Genomic DNA, 16656 nt, shown 5'->3' on the forward strand with positions numbered 1-16656 from the left:
ATGAACGCACGTCGGGACAATCGCAATCGCCGCGTGATTCGCAGCCTCGTGCGCCGCGCGGCGACGATCTTCACCGGATGCGCGGTGGTCGCAAGCTGCACCGTCGGGCCCGACTACCAGCCGCCGCACGCGGACGTGCCGGACACCTGGCATGCGATGCGGGCGGACGGACAGGCGGCGTCTCCCGCATCGGACGCGGCCGCACGGTCGTCGCCGACGGTCGACGCCGATCCCGATCCGCGCTGGTGGCGCGCGTTCGGCGATCCGCTGCTCGACCGGCTCGTCGAGCGCGCGGCGCACGACAACCTCGACGTGCAGGCGGCCGTGCTGCGCATCGCGCAGGCACGCGCGCAGGTTCGCGCGGCCGCCGCGCAAGGTTTGCCGGACGTGCGGGCGACCGCCAGCTATCAGCGCGAACAGCTCGGCCTGAAAGGCATCGTCGAGGAACAGGGCATCGACCAGCGCGTCGATCGTCTCGGCGCGCCGGGCTCGCCGCTCGACCGGTTCGGGCCGGGCACCGGCGCGCGCGTGCAGCAGGGCGCGCGTAGCGCGATCGATGCGCTCGAGGCGCCGGTCAACCTGTGGCAGGCCGGCTTCGACGCGTCGTGGGAGCTGGACCTGTTCGGGCGCGTGCGCCGCTCGGTCGAAGCGGCCGGCGCGCAGACGAGCGCGGCGATCGCAAGCCGCGACGACGCGCTGCTGTCGCTCGAGGCGGAGGTCGCGCAGACCTATCTGCAACTGCGCGGCGCGCAAGCCCAGCGCGCGCTGGCCGACGACCTGCAACGCGCGCAGCGCGAACTGCTCGACCTGACGCGCGAACAGGCCGCGCACGGTCTCGCGAGCGATCTCGACGTGCGCAGCGCCGACGCGCGGCTCGCGCAGATCCGCGCGCAACTGCCGCAGTTCGACCAGCAGATCGTGTTGTTGCGCAACGGTCTCGCGTATCTGGTCGGCGGCGCGCCGGGCGCGCTCGACGACTGGCTTGCCGCCCCGCGCGCGCTGCCGGACGTGCCGCCGGCCGTGCCCGTCGGCCTGCCGTCGACGCTCGCGCGCCGGCGTCCCGACATCCGCCGCGCGGAAGCCGAACTGCATGCGGCCACCGCCGACGTCGGCGTCGCGGTCGCGCAGTTCTATCCGGACATCTCGTTGACCGGGCAAGTCGGGTTGCGTGCGTCGCACGTGCGCGAGCTCGCGCACTGGTCGCACCTGTTCTATTCGTTCGGGCCGGCCATCTCGCTGCCGATCTTCTCCGGCGGGCAGCTCGTGTCGAATCTGCGGCTGTCGCAGGCGCGCCAGGCGGAAGCGGCGCTCGCCTACCGGCAGGCGGTGCTCGTCGCGCTGCGCGACGTCGACAATGCACTGGCCGTGTACCGCACCGACCAGGCGCGCGCGGCCGCGCTCGACGATGCGGTGAAGGCCGAACAGGGCGCGCTGGACCTCGCGCGCGATCGCTACCGGAAAGGCTTGTCGCCGTTCCTCGACGTGCTGGACGCCGAGCGGCAATGGTCGGAGGGGCGGCAGCAGGCGCAGCAGGGCGCGTTGCAGACGACGACCGATCTCGTCGCGCTGTACAAGGCGCTCGGCGGCGGATGGCAGGCGGAGCCGGGCGCGAATGCGAATCCGGATGCCGGTACGGCCCGCGCGCAATAGCCGCGAACGCACGCCGGACATCGCGGGCCCCGCTCGCGCCACGCCGCTCGCCGGCCCGCACGCGGCGTCAATCCCACGCGTGCTTGCTGAACTGATAGCCCTTGGAGCGGATCGTCTTGATCCGTTTCGGTTCGGCCGCATCGTCGCGCAGCTTGCGGCGCAGCTTCGAGATGCGACCGTCGATCGACCGGTCGAGGCCGTCGAACGCGATGCCGCGCAGCAGCAGCGTCAGGTCTTCGCGGCTGACCACCTCGCCCGCGCGGCACACGAGCGCCCACAGCAGGTCGAATTCGGTCGACGTCAGGCGCGGCATGCTGCCGTCGGGAAGATGCACGCGACGATCGGCCCGGTCGATCGAGAATTTGCCGAACACGTATCGCTGCGGCGAATCCGGCGCGGGCTCGCCCGCCGGCACGCGCGTGCGCCGCAACTGCGCCTTGATCCGCGCGAGCAGCAGCCGCGGCTCGACCGGCTTGCGGAGAAAGTCGTCCGCGCCGAGTTCCAGGCCGAGCAATTCGTCGAACGGTTCGTCGCGGCCGGTCACCATGATCACGATGCCGTCGTACTGCATGCGCGCCTCGCGGCAGATCTCGAAGCCGTCCTTGCCCGGCAGGTTGACGTCGAGCAGCACGAGGTCGGGGCGGTTCGCGACGATTGCCGGCACTGCGCCGGCGCCGTCGAACAGCGTGTCCACCTGGTAATGATGCTGGCGCAGATAGTCGGCGATCAGCGCGGACAGCGGGGCGTCGTCTTCGACGAGCAGGATTCGGATGGGCATCGCTAAACGAAGGGGGCAAAACGGGAAGGTGGCGAGCGGTCAGGCCCAGTCCGAACGCGTCGTAGCCGAAGCGACGTGGATGATACTGCGCAACATTCCGGTGGAATGTGGCGAAATCTGAATCGTTCGGTGAGCTTAGCTATGGGCCAATCGCCGCCGCCGGGCGGCAGGTACGGGAAGCGCGAGGCGGGGTCGCGCGCAGGGCAGAAACGGTTCGGGGCGAGGGCCGGCGCGGCGCTCGCGACGTTGCGCGGCCACGCATCCTTCAGACGAAAACGTTTGCGCCAGGCCGCGGTCGCGAACCGCGCTCGCACCGGTCAAACCCAGGCCAGGCAAGGTTAGTCGACATATCATTACAAAATATTACCGACGTGGGCGGGCGCCGCTCCCTACAATCTGCGCAGCCGACTCGCGCGCATCGCGCACTGCGATGGCATCGTTTTCCGATCGTATCGACTGCCGGTTTCGACGACACGTCGAGCCATGTCGCTCGCGTGCGGAACCGGATGCGCGCGGGTCGGCGCGACGCCGCGCCGGCGCCTGACGGGCGGGCAAGCGGATGGTACGAACGATTGACGGGGAAATGAAATGACGCCGTTGCAAGTCGTCCAGCGTCTCGAGGCACTCACGCAGGCGATCGAAGCCGCGGTCGCGCGCGCCGACTGGAACGAAGCCGTCCGCGCGGCCGAGATGCGGTCGGCGTTCGTGCTTGCGCTTGCACCCGATCAACCGGCCGAGGTCGTGTCGGCGTTGATGCGCATGCAGGAAATCGATGTCCGGATTTCCACCATCGCGCGCGACACGCTGGAGGCGCTCATTGCGGAGGGCTGGACGGCGTTGCACGCGACCCGGTTGGCCACCCACGCGCTGAGGGTGCGGCAGCGATCGCTCGACGCCGGCGCCGCGGCCACGCGACATTGAAATTCGTTTCTGCAGGTGACGGGATGAGATTCAGAAAACGCACCAGTCACGTCGATGCGACACGGTGGTTCGCCGACGGCGATCATGAACGGGTAGAGCGCCGTGACGGGAAGTGGGCGGTCGCGACGCCGGAAGGCTGGCGGCCGGTGCAGCCGGGCGACTGGATCGTGCGCGATGAAGGCGGCAACTGCTGGCCGATGGAAGACGGCCTCTTCGTGCGTTGCTACGAACCGGCAGCCGACTGACGCGGCCGCCGGCTCGCCGCGCTTATCGACTCTTGCGCGAAAACATCAACGAATCGGCGTCGTTGAACCGGATAGGCCGCGGCTCGCCGTAACCGGCTTTCTCCGCGACCCGGATCGATGCGACATTGGTCGGCGCGATCAGGCACACGCTGCGCTCGAACCGCTGCTGCGCGTCGAGCCATGCGAGCGCGGCCGCGAGCGCCTCGGTCGCATAGCCGCGGCCCTGCGCCCACGTCGCCAGCGCCCAGCCGGCTTCCGGCACGCCGCGGATCGGCGGTTCGATGTTCCGGTGGAAATCCGCGAAGCCGAGATCGCCGACATAGCGGCCCGACGCCTTTTCGCGAATCGCCCAGTAGCCATAGCCGAGCAGCGGCCACAGCCCGCGATACGCGAGCATGCGCATCCACGAGTCGCGCGGCGCGGACGGCTCGCCGTTGAAGATGTGCGCGACGACGCCGGGTTCCGCCCACATGGCGGCGAGTGCGTCGAAGTCGCCGAGCGGATGGCCTTCGAGCACCAGGCGCGGCGTATCGAGAACGGGCGGGGACGAGACGGGTGGCATCGGGTGTCCGGAAAGAGGGGAAAGTCGGGCGGCTAGACCGTCAGCACGTCGATGCCGCGCTGGCGCAGGTCGTCGACCACGGCTGCGTCGGCGCCCGTATCGGTGATCAGCATGTCGAGCTGCTCGACGCTCGCGATTACCGAGAGATTGCGCTTCATCAGCTTCGACGAATCGGCGACCGCGATCACCTGGCGCGAGATCTTCAGCATCTGCGCGTTCAGTTGCGCTTCGAGCAGGTGCGGCGTCATCAGGCCGATCTCGGGATCGAGGCTGTCGACGCCGAGGAACAGCCGGTCCGCGTACAGCCCCTGCAGCGCGACGACGGCCTGCGGCCCCGACAGCGAATACGAGTTCGGCCGAAGCTGCCCGCCCGGCATGATCAGGTTGATGTGCGGCGCGGCCGCGAGCAGCACGGCCACGTTCAGCGCATTGGTGATCACGTTCAGCGATTGCAGCTTCATCGCGAGGATCTGCTTCGCGATTTCCTCGGTCGTGCTGCCGGAGTCGAGCAGGATCGTTTCGCCGTCGCCGATCAGCGCGGCGGCGGCCGCCGCGATCCGCACCTTCTCCGCGTGACGGAGCTTCTGCTTGACCGCGATCGGCACCTCGTCGCTTTCGCGCAGCACCAGCGCGCCGCCGTGGGTGCGCAGCACCGCGCCGGCCGCCGCGAGCGCGTTCAGGTCGCTGCGCACCGTGACGAGCGAGATGCCGAACCGCTCGGCCAGTTCCTCGACGGTGACCTTCTCCCGCTCGCGCACCAGCTCGCAGATCAGGCGGCGACGTTCTTCGACAAGCAGCGGCGCGTGATCGACGGCAGGCGACGGAGGCACTCGGTGAGCGGGCATGTCCATTTCGGCAAGACAGGGAGCCGAAATGATATCAAAACCCCTGGCCGGGCTGGAGCGCATGCAAGGCCGGCGCGTCGAGCGGCATGCCCGCCAGCCGGGCCGCGTGGACCGCCGCGCCGACGTGGGGCCCGAGCCGCGGCGCGGTGAGCACCGCATCCGGCACGCGGCGCGCGAGCGCGTCGCGCAGCGGCTCGAGCACGCGCGCGCCGGCGTTGAACACGCCGCCGGAATACGACACCGGCAGCGGTTCGCCGGGCGGCCAGCCGAGGGTGCGCGCGACGCCTGCCGCGAGTTGCGCGAGCTCGTCGGTCGCGCGGTCGATCAGCGCGTGCGCTGCGGGGTCGCCCGCGTGCGCCGCATCGATCACGAGCCGCGACAGCTGCGCGAAGCGGCTGCGCACCGCGCCCGCATTCACGGCCGCGCACAGGTCGAGATCGTGTTGCAGCGCGAAGTGCGCGCGCACGATGTCGAACAGCGGCCCGCGCGCGGCGCGGCCGTCCGCCATCCGCGAAAACGCGGCGAGCCCTTCGCGCGCGAGCCAGTAGGCCGAGCCTTCGTCGCCGAAGACCTCGCCCCAGCCGCCGCAGCGTGCGGCGCGGCCTTCGCGTTGCCCGTACGCGATCGATCCGGTGCCGGCGACGATGCTGATGCCGTCGCCGCCGGCCAGCGTGCCGGCCCAGCTGCACACCATGTCGTTGCCGATCCGGTAGCGCTCGCGCGCGAACAGCGGCGCGAGCAGGCCGTCGAGCTCGGGCAGCAGGCGGCTGTCCTCGCCGTACGCGGGCAGGCCGGCGAATGCGTACGCGACGTCGTCGCGCGCGACGTTCGCCGCGGCCAGCACCGCATGCACGCCGTCGGCGAGCAGCGTGCGCAGCGCGTCCATGCCGATCTCGAGGTAGTAGCTGGTGGTCGTTTCGTGGCGCGCCCGCACGCGGCCTTGACGGTCGATCACCATGAACGCGGTTTTCGTGCCGCCGCCGTCGATGCCGAGAAAGAGTGGAGTCATGTGGGCTGCCCCGCGTACGGATGAATGGTGACGCCGGCCACGACGCGGTTGACGGTGCCGGATGCGCTCGGGTTGTCGGGCGTGAGCCCTAGGCGCAGCGACGCGAGCAGCGCGAAACACTGCGCGAGCACCAGCGCGACGGGCGCGAGCGCGAGATCGGGCAGGCCGGGCGGCAGCGGCACCGTCAGGTCGTCGCCGGACGGTGACGGCGTGCCGGTGTCGCCCGCGTCGTCGGCCGGCGCGACGCCGACCGACAGTATGCCGGCCGCGCGGTTTTCGCGCCGTAGTTCGCGCAGCAGGTCGAGGTCGTAGCGGCGCGTATGCGGATCGCCGGACAGCAGCACGACGACGAGCGTGCGTTCGTCGAGGAACGTTTTCGGGCCGTGCCGGAAGCCGAGCGGCGATTCGGCCATCGCGACGATCAGCCCGTCGGTCAGTTCCAGCAGTTTCAGCGCGGCTTCGCGCGCGAGCCCGAGCAGCGTGCCGCTGCCCAGATACACGACGCGCTCGGGCAACTGCCGCACGTGCGCGGCGAGCCGCGACGCGTGGTCGCGCAGCAGCGTGCGCGCGGCGTCGGCCAGCGGCCCGACCGGCATGCCGGCCACGCCGAACGCCCAGGCCGCGCCGAGCAGCATGCCGCTGAAACTGGACGTCATCGCGAACGCCTGGTCGTGCGTGGCCTCGGGCAACAGCACGACGTGCGCGCGCGGATGCGTGCCGAGGCGGCGGTTCAGCATGCCGTCGGCCGCGCACGTGAACGCGAGGTGGCGGCAGCCGTCGACGAGGCGATCCGCCAGTTCGACGGCCGCGACGCTTTCGGGGCTGTTGCCGGAGCGCGCGAACGACACCAGCAGCGTCGGCACGCCCGGCTGCAGCGTGTCGCCGGGGTTCGCGACGATGTCGGTGGTGGCCACCGCTTCGACGCGGCCGCCGAAGCGGTGCCGCAGCGCGGGCGCGAGGCACTGGCCGATGAAGGCCGAGCTGCCCGCGCCGGTCAGGACGATGCGCAGGCGGGGATCGGCGAGCAGCGGCGCGAGAAACGCGTCGAGCGCCGCGCGCTGCGCGTCGACGACGGCATGCACGTCGGGCCAGACGTCGGGTTGCTGGGCGATTTCGCGTGCCGTGTGGGCGGCGTGGCGGCGGCTGAGGTCGGCGGGATCGAGGTCGAAAAATTCCATGAGCAGATCTGAGGAGAGTCGGTCACGCGGCACACGCGTGGAGATACGGACGGACGGCCGCGGCCGTGCCGTCTTGCAACAGGGCGCCGGCGCGCAACGCGAGCCGTCCTTCGCGGACGGCCTCGTACTGGCGCGGCAGATGCTGGCTGACGAGCGTGAGCGGCGGCGGCGACGCATCGAGGCGCGCGAGCAGGTCGGCGCACGCGCGTTGCACGACGGGATGGGCCCAGTAGTAGCGGATGCGGTCGCTCAGGCTGTACGCGAGATCGAGTTCGAGTTGCGCGCCGGCCGGGTAGTAATCGCGCCAGTGCGCCGGTTCGTTGCGCATCACGCCGAGCACGGTCGCGATGAACCCGTCGTCGCCGCCGAGCCATTCGCGCTCGATCGCGGCGAGCGACCACAGCGTTTCGCGCATCGCGAAGGTCACGCCGGGGCCGACCTTCAGGATCGCGAAGTGGTCGCGCACGAGTTGCGCGAGGTTGTCGGGCGTCTGGTAATCGGTCGAATGCGCTTCGAACACGAGCGCGGGTTCCGTTTCGATGAATGCGCTCAGTTCACGCGCGTTGCCGGCGTCGTAGTCGATCACCTTGTGATGATCGAACTCGACGCCCGGCTGTACGACCATCGCGATCACGCGCGACCACGCATCGTCGAGGCCGGCGCGCGCGAACGCGTCGCGGTGCAGCGCGAGCGTCGAGCCGGCCGCTTCGGGCGTGGTGACCGCGACCGCGTCGAGCGTCTCGTGCGCACCGCCGGGCACCGGCACCTCGGTGCCGATCACATAGACGGGCGCGTCGCCGCGCGGCGCACCGGCCGCCCACGCGGCCTCGGCGGCGCGGCACAGGCGCACCGCCCGCGCGGCGATCTCGGCTTCGGGCAACGGCTGCGGATCGTCCGCGCACGACATCGAGCAGTCGAGATGCAGCTTGCGGAAGCCGGCCGCCACGTACTGCGCGACCATCGTCTCGGCCTTGTCCATCGCGTGCGCGGCCGGCAGCCGGCGCCATGCGTTCGGGCCGAGATGGTCGCCGCCGAGCAGGATCGCATCGGGGCTCACGCGTTCGCGCGCGGCGATGTCGAATACGTGGCGACGGAAGTCGTGCGGCGTCATGCCCGTATAGCCGCCGTCCTGGTTGACCTGGTTGCAGGTCGCCTCGATCAGCGCGGGGCGTTCGCGCGCCGCGCATTCGCGCAGCGCGGCGGCGATCGCGACCGGATGCGCGGAGCACACGGACGGGATGCCGATCGCGGGTGTGCCGGCCGGCGCGTGACGCGACGACTGCTTGTGACGGCGGACGAGATCGAGCAGCGGGTTCATGCCGATTCCCCCGCCGTGTGGGTTGCCGCGGCGCCTTCCGGCTGCAGCGCGAGCAGCAGCGCGGCCAGCAGCGCCAGCGCGATGCCCGTGAGCTTGCTGCCGGTCGGCGTCGCACCGGTGACGATCATCGAGATCACCGACGTCAGCAGCGGCGCGCCCGCGTTGACGAGCGGCGACACGACGATCGCCTTGCCGAAGCGGAACGCATAGACGAGCGTCAGCGCGCCGATCGCATTCAGCACCTGGATCACGGCAGCGAGGCCCGGGCCGCCGATCCCGTAGTTGATCGTGCGGCCGAAGTCGGTCATCCACAGCGCGAACGGCACGCACAGCAGGCCCGTCAGCGCCATGTAGAAGAAGATCGATTCCGCGTCCATCGTCGCGTTCGCGATCTTGATGAAATACGCCTGCAGCCCCCATGCGACGAGCACCAGCAGCGCGAGCGCGAACCACAGCCCGAACCGCGCGGGGCCCTGGCCCGACTGGAAGTCGAACAGCGGCAGCGAGCACAGCGCGAGCACGATGCCGGCCACGCCGAGCTTGCCGGTGCGTTCGCGCAGCAGCAGGAACGACAGCGCGATCGTCAGCGCCGGCGACAGCGACACGATCGGGAACACGAGATACGGCGGCCCCGATTCGACCGCGCGGAACAGCAGCATTTGCCCGCCCGCGCCGAGCAGCCCGATCGCGAGCCCGAGCGCCAGCGAACGGCCATCGCGCCGCACACGCCAGCCGGCGCGGCCGAGCGCGACCAGCGCTGGCGGAATCATCGTGAACGCCCAGACCACGTAGATCAGCGTGTCGGGGAAGCCGTGTTCGGCGGGCAAGCCGGTGAATGCGCCCCACACGCCCCAGAGCAGGGTCGTGACGAGCGCGTGAACGAGCCAGTTGTTTTGCATCGGTCGCGTCTTTCGAAGTGGGTTCTGATCCGTCGAATGCTTTCGTTTGATGCCGTGCAAGGCCAAATCGGAGGCGTTCGGCGGGCGAGCCCGACGACGTTCCAGCAGGGATCGGCAGAAACGTCCGTCGGGAGCGGCCAATCTATGATCTTTCGTTTCCTTTCGTTATTAGTGTAAACCACAAACGAAAGAAATCGAAAGATCGACTAGATTGCCGATCTGCGCGAGACGGATGCGTCGGCGCACGGCCCTTCTTCACGAGGAATTCCGTATGAACGCTTGCTTTTCCTTTCGATTTCCACTGCCTGCCCGGCGTGCCAGCAGGGCGGCGCGCTGCGTGCCGTTGCGTCGCGAGGTGCGTCCATGACCACCCGGCGCGCGTTCGTGCAGTGGCTGGCCGCCGGCGCGGCGAGCCCGATTCTGGTCGGCGTCGGCGTGCGCGATGCCCGCGGCGGCGAGCCGTCGCGCGTCGCGCTGCGTGACGACCGGCTCGTGATCGAGTTCGATCCGGCGATGCGCAGCCGGCTGGCCGTGCGTCGCGGCGGCGGCACGCGTGCGCTGACCCGCTTCGATGCGAGCGAGACGCTCGAGCAACTGATCGGCCCGGCGCCGGCGCCGACCTCGGACGGCCCCGCGCCCGACACGCGGCCGGTGCGCACGATCGATCGCTTCGCGCTCGTCGACGCCGCGCATGCGGACGTCTCCACCGCCTTCGGCGCGGGGCGGCAACTGCGGCTGGTGGGCCGGTCGGCGCACGGCTTCGAGAAGACGGTGCGCATCACGTTGCTCGACGCGCGGCCGGGCGTCGCGCTGCTCGACACGCAGTTCCGCAACGTCGGCACGCAGCCGACCGACGTCCGCGCATGGAACGTCGCCGCGCACCGGCTGCTGCCGGCCGCGGCCGGCGCGGGCGGCTACTGGACCTATTCGGGCGCGAGCCACGCGGACCGGCGCGACTGGGTGCAGCCGGTCAAGGCCGGCTTCGATCAGCGCAATTTCATGGGCATGAACGCGTCGGACTATGGCGGCGGCACGCCGGTCGTCGACGTGTGGCGGCGCGGCCAGGGCATCGCGCTCGGTCACCTCGACATCGTGCCGCGCCTCGTATCGCTGCCGGTGAAGGCGGTGCGCGACGAAGTCTCGCTCGGCCTGCGCGGCGAGCAGACGGTCACGCTCGCGCCGGGCGCGACGCTCGATACGCCGACCGCCTTCGTGATGCTGCACGACGGCGACTATTTCGTCGCGCTCGATACGTACCGGCAGATGATGGGCGCGCAGGGTTTCCATGCGCCGCGGCCGCCGGCGAGCGCGTACGAGCCGATCTGGTGCGCGTGGGGCTACGAGCGTCAGTTCAGCCTCGACTACGTGCGCGCGACGCTGCCGAAGGTGCAGGAACTCGGCTTCAAGTGGGCGGTGCTCGACGACGGCTGGCAGCGGCGCACCGGCGACTGGGTGCCCGACCGCGCGAAATTCCCGGCCGGCGACGCGGACATGAAGGCGCTCGTCGACGACATCCATGCGCGCGGCCAGAAGGCGCGGCTGTGGATCGCGCCGCTCGCGGTCGCGCCGGGCAGCGACGAACTGCACGACCACACCGACATGCTGCTGCTCGACGCGGACGGCGCACCGCAGGCGATCACCTGGTGGAACAGCTTCTATCTGTGCCCGGCCTACGAGAAGACGCAGGCGCACATCGCCGCACTGATGAAGAAGGTGATCGGCGAGTGGGGCTTCGACGGCGTGAAGATCGACGGCCAGCACCTGAACGGCGTCGCGCCGTGCTACAACCCCGCGCACCGGCATGCGCGGCCGGAGGATTCGGTCGAGCACCTCGCCGATTTCTACCGCGTGTTCCATGACGCCGCGCATGCGATCAAGCCGGATGCGGTCGTCGAAGTGTGCCCGTGCGGCACCGCGTACGCGTTCCACAACATGCGCTACATCGACCAGGCGCCGGCGTCCGATCCGCTGTCGAGCTGGCAGGTGCGCCACAAGGGCAAGACGCTGAAGGCGCTGATGGGCGCATCGTCCGCGTACGCGGGCGATCACGTCGAACTGAGCGACGGCGGCCGCGATTTCGCGTCGGCGGTGGGCGTCGGCGCGGTGATCTCGACGAAGTTCACGTGGCCCGTCGATCCGAAACCGAAGGACTCGTTCCTGCTGACGCCCGAGCACGAGCAGGCATGGCGGCACTGGGTCGAGGTCTACAACGCGCACCGGCTCGCCGAGGGCCGCTATCGCGGCGAGCTGTACGACATCGCGTTCGACAAGCCCGAGGCTCACGTCGTGGAAAAGGACGGCGTGCTGCATTACGCGTTCTACGCCGAGCGCTGGAGCGGCCCGGTCGCGCTGCGCGGCCTGCAGCCCGGCCGGTCATACCGGATCGTCGATTACGCGAACGGCAATCGCGAGGTCGGCCGCATCGCGCCGGGGCACGACGCGATCGCATTGCGCTTCGAGCATGCGGCGCTGCTGCGCGCCGAGCCGCTCGACGCGTGAGCGTCACCCCGCAACACCGCGTACCACCGCCCGGGCCACGTGACGTCGCGCATCACCGGGCAACCGGCAGTTCCGCACCGCGCAGTTCCATTCGTCATTCCGATCCCTCCACTGGAGATGCTTCGATGAAAAAAATTGCACGCAACCTTTCCGGTGTCGCGGCGCTCGCGCTGTGCGCCTCGATCCTGCAGGCCTGCGGCGACGGGTCGTCCGATCCGTTGTCGGCCAAGGCCTTTGCCGCGTCGCCGCCGGCCGTGGCGGCGCCCGCGCGCGCCGCGTCGCACTGGACGCCGGCGGTGGGCGATACGTGGCAATGGCAGCTCAAGGGCAAGCTCAATACGTCGTACAACGTGGCCATCTACGACATCGACCTGTTCGATACCGACGCGGCGACGATCGCGGCGCTCAAGCAGGCGGGGCGCAAGGTCGTCTGTTATTTCTCCGCGGGCAGTTCGGAGAACTGGCGGCCCGATTTCTCGAAGTTCAAGGCATCCGACCAGGGCAACAAGCTCGACGACTGGGAGGGCGAGCGCTGGCTCGACATCCGTTCGGGCAACGTGCGCGACATCATGACGGCCCGCCTCGACCGCGCGGTGGCGAAGGGATGCGACGGCGTCGAGCCGGACAACGTCGACGGCTATGCGAACGACACCGGTTTCCCGTTGCAGGACACCGATCAGTACGCGTTCAACGTGTTCATCGCGAACGAGGCGCACAAGCGCAATCTGGCGGTCGGGCTGAAGAACGACGTCGATCAGCTCGTGGCGCTCGAACCGTCGTTCGACTTCGCGGTGAACGAGGAGTGCAACGAGCAGAAGGAGTGCGACGGCTACACGGTGTTCACGTCGAAGAACAAGCCGGTGCTGAACGCCGAGTATGCGGGCAAATACCGGACGCCGAGCGGGCAACGCACGCTGTGCAATGCGGCGCGCGCGCTCAACATGCGCACGCTCGTGCTGGCGAAAAAGCTCGACGACAGCTACCGGTTCAGCTGCGACGGCGCCTGATCGAACCGCGCCCGTCGTGACGGGCGAACCTGTGTGACCGGTGTCCGCGCGCGCACGCTCCGTGCCCGGGCGTGCGCGTCGCGCGCATCGGATGCCGCGATCCGGCGCGCGATGCATGGCCGATGCCGCATCGACGTCCGTTCAAATCGATTCGCACTACTTATCCAACAATACGATGAAAAATTGCATGCTGATTGCAGGCGCTGCCGTGGCGGCCGCGCTTTCCGTCGCCGCGCGCGCGGAGGGTTCGGTCACGCTGTACGGCACGATCGATACGGGTGTCGCGTATCTGAACCACGCGGAAGCCGGGAAGTCGCGCGTATCGATGTCGTCGGGCGCGTTGTCGGCGAACGAATGGGGATTGACCGGCAGCGAGGCGCTCGGCGGCGACATGAACGCGATCTTCACGCTCGAGAACAATTTCGACGTCGGGACCGGCCAGCTCGACGGCGGCCGGCTGTTCGGCTCGAAAGCGTTCGTCGGCGTCGCGTCCGCGACGTGGGGCACGCTGACGCTCGGCCGGCAGAACGATCCGGTGACGGATCTCGTGCAGCCGATCACGGCCGACGCGTTCAGCGGGCTCTTCGCGCCGCCCGGCGACGTCGACAACTACGACAGCAGCGTGACGTTCAGCAACGCGGTCAAATGGACGAGCGCGGCGTGGCACGGCGTGACGGTTGCGGCGATGGTGTCGCCCGGCGGCGTGGCCGGCGCATCGGGGTCGGGGCTCGCGTATGCCGGCGCATTCGGCTATGCGGACGGTCCGCTGAGCGCGGCGGCCGGCTACCTGCACGTCGACAACGGCAACGCGCTCCGTTCGACGCGCGGCGCATCGTCGGCCGATTCGTTCTTCAACAGCGCGGTGAACCGCGCGTATGCGTCGGCGCGGTCGATCGAAGTCGCGCGCGCCGGGGTGCAGTATGCGATCGGCAACGTGACCGTCGGCGCGGCGTTCAGCTTCAGCGAATACCGGCCCGACGCGTCGTCGACGTTCGTGCACGCGCAGCGCTACCGGAACGGTTCGGCATTCGCGCAATGGCAGGCGCTGCCGTCGCTGCTGACGATCGTCGGCTACAACTTCACGTGGTCGGGCGGCGATTCGTCCGCGCGCTATCACCAGGTCAATGCCGGCGTCGACTATCTGCTGAGCAAGCGCACCGATCTCTATACGACGGTCGGCTACCAGCACGCGAACGGCTTCAACGGAACCGGGCCGGCCCAGGCCGTGATCGGGTCGTACAACGTCGATGCCGGCACGAATTCGCAGTTGCTCGCGATCGTCGGCATCCGGCACCGGTTCTGAGCCCGGTTGCCGGCGCGCGTTATTTGCGGCTTTTCAGGAAGGAGCGTCCTTCGGCCGTGATCGATGCGCCGGAGCGGCCGTGCGCGGGATGGCTGACGAACCCGGCGCTGACGAGTTCCCGCGCGATCGACCAGCCGAGCGCCGGCGCGTCGCGGCCGTAGCGAACATCGGCGAGCCGTTCGAGCGCCCAGATCGCGGAGGCCGACAGGTTGGGGGTGTTGGACGTGAGATTGTCGTTCATCGCTTCCTCGGGAAATGGGGTGTCGGGGTGGACGGCGCATGGCCGCGGGATCGGCGGCGCAAGCGTCAGCTTGCCTGCAGCAACGGCAGCAGCGCCTGCAGCGCGGCCTCCTCGTCGGGGCCGGTGGCGAGCACCTGGGCCGACGTGCCGCCGTGAACCTGCAGCGACGCGATTGCGCCGCCGTCTTTTGCGTTGCTGCTGTGCCCGTTCGCGATCAGCTGGATGTCGCTGTCGAAACGGCGTGCCGCGGCGACGGTCGCGTCGCGCGCGGCGCGGCCGCGATTGCGGTTCCATGCGGGGCCGATTTGAACGTACACAACGATTGCCACGATGCTGGAAAGCCTCCGGACAGGTGGGCGGGGCGGTGCGCGACATGCACGGTTGCGCACGTGTTGCGGACATCGGGCGGCCGGTATTCACGATTTCTCCCGCAGGGTCGCGGGTGCCGGCCGGGCGGAGTGCGCGCGCCATCCGGCGCGAACATGCCGACATCCGCTGCGAAGGCGCATTCAAGTGCGCGGATTGTCGGGAAGTGCGTGATTATAATGCATCGGCCAGATCATGTGAATTGCATTATAATGCGGTGTGCGCCGATGCCGGCCCGCGGCGTTGCCGGCGGGCGTGTCGCCCGCATCCGGGCGCGCAACCTGCTCGCCCGGCATCATCGAACTCCTCCCCGAATGGAAGCCGCAATGAATGCCCCCGCCTGCCCGCAATGTGCAATGGAAAACACTTACCCGGATGGTGCGCTGACCGTCTGCGCGGACTGCGGCCACGAATGGTCGGCCGACGCCGGCGCCGAGGCCGGTGACGAACCGGCGGGCGACGTCGTCAAGGACGCGAACGGCAACGTGCTGTCGGACGGCGATTCGGTCGTGCTGATCAAGGATCTGCGTGTGAAGGGCTCGTCGATCACGCTGAAGATGGGCACCAAGGTCAAGAGCATCCGGCTCGTCGGCGGCGATCACGAAGTCGACTGCAAGACCGACATGGGCGGCTTCATGCTGAAGGCGTGCTACCTGAAGAAGGTCTGAGCACGCGGTTCAGGCGACCGTTGCCTTCGCGTTTTCATCCGCCGCGTTTTCATCCGACTACCCGCACATGGCCGAGGATCGAACTTCCTATGACGCGTTCGTCAGGTTCCTGGCGACGCCGCTGAACGACGGCCGGCCTTTCGTGCTGCGGACGCAGCATGCGGTGTCGCTGCACTTCGATCATTTCGGCACGCAGAGCTTCATGTCGCTGCGCGATCCGATGCGGCTGGAGCTGGGTTATACGCGCGTGATGATGGGTTTCCTGCTGCTGCAGCCCGAGCCTGCACACATCTGCATGCTCGGGCTCGGCGGCGGTTCGCTCGCGAAGTACTGCTACCGTCACCTGCCCGGCACGACGATCGATGCGGTCGAGATCAATCCGGACGTGATCGCGCTGCGCGACGTGTTCAGGATTCCTGCCGATGATGCGCGGTTCAGCGTGGTATGCGCGGACGGCGCGGATCATCTGGAGCGGGCGGACGTCCGGACCGACGTGATCCTGCACGATGCGTTCGTCGCCGACGGTATGCGCGGCCGCTGTGCCGGCCGCACGTTCCTCGACGCGTGCCGCGCGCGCCTGAGCGCATCCGGCGTGCTCGCGATCAACTTCATGGACGACGATCCGGCGTTGCCGCAGCACCTCGAGCAACTGCGGTCGGTATTCGGTTCGTCGTATGCGCTGCTGCCGTGCGGCGACGACAACAACTTCGTCGCATTCGCATGGAAGGACGGCAGCCGGCTGCCGTCGTTGCGTATCCTGCTGGAGCGGGCGCTCGCGTGCCCGCAGGCCGGCGAACTGAAGCTGGCTGCCACCGCGAGGCGCATGAAGCACGGCGAGGGCATCGATCCGCGGCGGCTGGTCTGGCGCGCGCAGTCGCACGAACGTTGGGAGATCGGCGCGTAACGGTACCGGGCGGTACCGGGCCGGCGAGGCCGGCGCCGCGCGCGGCCGGTGCGGCCGCGCTTACTTCACGCGCTTGCCGATCGCGCTCCGGGTCTTGTACGTGACGCCGTGCCGGTCCAGATATTCGCGGATCAACTGCCGTACGACTTGCGACGGCGTAAGATCCTGCTCCGCGCAGAGCATCTCGAAGGCTTCCTTCTTCGCGGGATCGATCAGGACGGTCAGGCGGGCGGTTTTCGTTTCCATGACGGGGCGAGGGTGGT

General features: G+C 69.3%; 18 protein-coding genes. 8 read left to right on the forward strand and 10 right to left on the reverse strand.

All coding sequences use genetic code 11. The annotated features are described in order from the left end of the window. Positions 1-1650 (forward strand): efflux transporter outer membrane subunit, encoded by a 1650-nt coding sequence (locus DTA15_RS33750; RefSeq protein ID WP_021033532.1) that lies wholly within the window; start codon positions 1-3, stop codon positions 1648-1650. Positions 1651-1717: 67 nt separating this feature from the next. Here the strand turns inward: DTA15_RS33750 and DTA15_RS33755 are convergent, their stop codons facing one another. Then, positions 1718-2428 carry a response regulator gene (locus tag DTA15_RS33755; RefSeq protein WP_006490672.1) on the reverse strand — a complete coding sequence of 237 codons (711 nt, stop codon included), beginning with the start codon at positions 2426-2428 and terminating at the stop codon, positions 1718-1720. A 588-nt stretch (positions 2429-3016) separates the two neighbouring features. Between DTA15_RS33755 and DTA15_RS33760 the strand changes: the two genes are divergently transcribed. Together DTA15_RS33760 and DTA15_RS33765 are read left to right on the forward strand one after the other, a co-directional pair. Further along, a complete protein-coding gene (locus tag DTA15_RS33760) occupies positions 3017-3349 on the forward strand; it encodes a hypothetical protein (protein ID WP_006498255.1) in 333 nt (110 codons plus the stop codon). Between the two features lie 23 nt (positions 3350-3372). Then, complete coding sequence (locus DTA15_RS33765) at positions 3373-3594, forward strand: hypothetical protein (RefSeq protein WP_006490674.1); 222 nt, start codon at positions 3373-3375, stop codon at positions 3592-3594. 22 nt (positions 3595-3616) lie between these two features. On the opposite strand, the gene DTA15_RS33770 is transcribed toward DTA15_RS33765, so the two are convergent. The 6 genes from DTA15_RS33770 to DTA15_RS33795 are packed head-to-tail and all read right to left on the reverse strand — an operon-like array spanning position 3617 to position 9405. Then, positions 3617-4156, reverse strand: a complete 540-nt coding sequence (locus tag DTA15_RS33770; protein WP_006490675.1) for a GNAT family N-acetyltransferase — start codon at positions 4154-4156, stop codon at positions 3617-3619. Positions 4157-4188: 32 nt separating this feature from the next. Further along, positions 4189-5001, reverse strand: a complete 813-nt coding sequence (locus tag DTA15_RS33775) for a DeoR/GlpR family DNA-binding transcription regulator (protein ID WP_012493748.1) — start codon at positions 4999-5001, stop codon at positions 4189-4191. A 34-nt stretch (positions 5002-5035) separates the two neighbouring features. Then, complete coding sequence (locus DTA15_RS33780; protein WP_012493747.1) at positions 5036-6010, reverse strand: N-acetylglucosamine kinase; 975 nt, start codon at positions 6008-6010, stop codon at positions 5036-5038. After that, positions 6007-7188 (reverse strand): SIS domain-containing protein, encoded by a 1182-nt coding sequence (locus DTA15_RS33785; RefSeq protein WP_006483265.1) that lies wholly within the window; start codon positions 7186-7188, stop codon positions 6007-6009. Before DTA15_RS33785 ends, DTA15_RS33780 begins: the two co-directional genes overlap by 4 nt. A 22-nt stretch (positions 7189-7210) precedes the next feature. Next, on the reverse strand, positions 7211-8506 hold the full coding sequence (locus DTA15_RS33790; RefSeq protein ID WP_012493746.1) for a D-tagatose-bisphosphate aldolase, class II, non-catalytic subunit: 1296 nt from the start codon (positions 8504-8506) through the stop codon (positions 7211-7213). Continuing rightward, the gene (locus DTA15_RS33795; protein ID WP_012493745.1) at positions 8503-9405 is read right to left on the reverse strand and encodes a DMT family transporter; all 903 of its coding nucleotides are present in this window, start codon (positions 9403-9405) and stop codon (positions 8503-8505) included. The genes DTA15_RS33790 and DTA15_RS33795 overlap by 4 nt, the downstream gene beginning before the upstream one ends. Positions 9406-9768: 363 nt before the next feature. Between DTA15_RS33795 and DTA15_RS33800 the strand changes: the two genes are divergently transcribed. The 3 genes from DTA15_RS33800 to DTA15_RS33810 all read left to right on the forward strand — a co-directional run bounded on the left by DTA15_RS33800 (position 9769) and on the right by DTA15_RS33810 (position 14214). Then, positions 9769-11904 carry a glycoside hydrolase family 36 protein gene (locus DTA15_RS33800; protein WP_012493744.1) on the forward strand — a complete coding sequence of 712 codons (2136 nt, stop codon included), beginning with the start codon at positions 9769-9771 and terminating at the stop codon, positions 11902-11904. A gap of 125 nt (positions 11905-12029) precedes the next feature. Continuing rightward, on the forward strand, positions 12030-12911 hold the full coding sequence (locus DTA15_RS33805) for an endo alpha-1,4 polygalactosaminidase (protein ID WP_006489177.1): 882 nt from the start codon (positions 12030-12032) through the stop codon (positions 12909-12911). A gap of 175 nt (positions 12912-13086) precedes the next feature. Beyond that, positions 13087-14214, forward strand: a complete 1128-nt coding sequence (locus tag DTA15_RS33810; protein ID WP_034178482.1) for a porin — start codon at positions 13087-13089, stop codon at positions 14212-14214. 19 nt (positions 14215-14233) lie between these two features. On the opposite strand, the gene DTA15_RS33815 is transcribed toward DTA15_RS33810, so the two are convergent. Together DTA15_RS33815 and DTA15_RS33820 are read right to left on the reverse strand one after the other, a co-directional pair. Then, positions 14234-14455, reverse strand: a complete 222-nt coding sequence (locus DTA15_RS33815; protein WP_006489160.1) for a hypothetical protein — start codon at positions 14453-14455, stop codon at positions 14234-14236. Positions 14456-14520: 65 nt separating this feature from the next. Then, a complete protein-coding gene (locus DTA15_RS33820; protein WP_227739741.1) occupies positions 14521-14784 on the reverse strand; it encodes an HPr family phosphocarrier protein in 264 nt (87 codons plus the stop codon). Between the two features lie 351 nt (positions 14785-15135). Between DTA15_RS33820 and DTA15_RS33825 the strand changes: the two genes are divergently transcribed. Together DTA15_RS33825 and DTA15_RS33830 are read left to right on the forward strand one after the other, a co-directional pair. Next, complete coding sequence (locus tag DTA15_RS33825) at positions 15136-15489, forward strand: zinc ribbon domain-containing protein YjdM (protein ID WP_006498247.1); 354 nt, start codon at positions 15136-15138, stop codon at positions 15487-15489. Between the two features lie 67 nt (positions 15490-15556). Next, the gene (locus DTA15_RS33830) at positions 15557-16393 is read left to right on the forward strand and encodes a spermine/spermidine synthase domain-containing protein (protein ID WP_006489174.1); all 837 of its coding nucleotides are present in this window, start codon (positions 15557-15559) and stop codon (positions 16391-16393) included. A gap of 60 nt (positions 16394-16453) precedes the next feature. Here the strand turns inward: DTA15_RS33830 and DTA15_RS33835 are convergent, their stop codons facing one another. Further along, on the reverse strand, positions 16454-16639 hold the full coding sequence (locus DTA15_RS33835) for a ribbon-helix-helix protein (RefSeq protein ID WP_006489181.1): 186 nt from the start codon (positions 16637-16639) through the stop codon (positions 16454-16456). Between the last annotated feature and the right edge of the window lie 17 nt (positions 16640-16656).

Origin of the sequence: Burkholderia cenocepacia (assembly GCF_900446215.1) — a bacterium.
In the GTDB taxonomy this organism is placed as follows: Bacteria; Pseudomonadota; Gammaproteobacteria; order Burkholderiales; family Burkholderiaceae; genus Burkholderia; species Burkholderia cenocepacia.